Source organism: Streptomyces sp. NPDC059909, from assembly GCF_042730885.1.
In the GTDB taxonomy this organism is placed as follows: Bacteria; Actinomycetota; Actinomycetes; order Streptomycetales; family Streptomycetaceae; genus Streptomyces.
Window position 1 is genome coordinate 1 of the sequence record NZ_JBHWKX010000236.1, and the last position, 1347, is coordinate 1347.

General features: G+C 61.2%; 1 protein-coding gene. It reads left to right on the plus strand.

Translation table 11 applies throughout. The features are described 5' to 3' along the window. Nucleotides 1-1303, plus strand: a 1303-nt coding sequence (locus ACFV9O_RS40480) for a reverse transcriptase domain-containing protein (protein WP_385428109.1), incomplete at its 5' end; no start/stop codon positions are given. Nucleotides 1304-1347 lie beyond the last annotated feature (44 nt).

A 1347-nucleotide genomic window follows, 5' to 3' on the forward strand; every position in this document is an offset into this window, starting at 1 on the left:
CCTGGCCGAGGACATTCACGACAGTCGCTTCCTGCGGCTGATCGACGGACTTCTCCAGGCCGGATACCTGGAGGAATGGCGCTATCACGAAACACTGAGTGGTGCGCCACAAGGGGGTGTTCTGAGCCCCTTGCTCTCCAATATCTACCTGGATCGGTTGGACAAGTACGTTGAGACAACACTCTTACCCGTCTTCAACCAGGGGGCCCGCCGCAAGCCGTATCTGCCGTATATGCGGCTACACAAGGCCGCCTGGAAACTGGAGAAGCGCGGACAACGGGAGGAAGCACGGCAGTTGCGCCGTCAACTGCAACGGCTCCCCTCCCACGACCCCAATGATCCGGGCTTCCGGCGGCTGCACTACGTCCGTTACGCGGACGATTGGCTGCTGGGGTTCTCCGGGACACGACGGGAAGCCGAGTACATCAAGGAGAAGATCGGGAAGTTCCTGCGGAACCGGTTGAAGCTGGAACTCTCCGAGCCGAAGACCTTGATTACCCACGGGCGGACACAGGCCGCTCGCTTCCTCGGCTACGAAATCGTGGTCCTGCACGACGATGCCAAGCGCGATCGGAACGGTCATCGCTCTATCAACGGGCAGATCGGCCTGAAAGTGCCAATGGACGTCGTGCGCGGAAAATGCAGACCTTACATGCGCCGCGGTAAACCGGTCGCCCTTCTGGAGCGCGTGCACGACTCGGACTTCCGGATCGTCGCGCGGTTCCAGTCAGAGTTCCGGGGCCTTGCGGAGTATTACCAGCTGGCCTACAACCGGCACCGCCTCGGCCTGCTGAGGTGGATTACGGAACGCTCCCTGACCAAGACGCTGGGACATAAGAACAAGATCAGCGTCAACAAGGTCTGGAATCGCTACCGTGCCACCTGGCAGACACCTGCTGGCCCTCGAAGGGGCCTCCAGGTCAAGGTCGAACACGGCAAAGGAAAGAAGCCGCTGGTCGCCCGTTGGGGCGGAGTCTCGCTGGCACGAAGGACCATGAGGGTAACTCTCAAAGACGATCTTCCGGTGGTATGGAGGAAGCGTCCCGCAGAACTCGTCGACCGGCTCATTTCCGGCCGTTGCGAACTCTGCAAGGCGCAAACAGAAGTCGAAGTGCACCACATTCGACGTCTGAGTGACCTCCGCCCCGGGAGCCAGGCTCAACAGCCTGACTGGGCAAAGCAGATGGCATCACGCCGCCGCAAGACCCTGATCGTCTGCCGTGACTGTCACGGCGGAATCCACAGCGGACTTTCCGTTCGGCAGGATTCGATGGAATCGACGCTGGAGAGCCGGGTGCGGTGATAAGTCGCATGCCCGGTTCGGTGGGGGGCCGTCGGAAAAGGGTC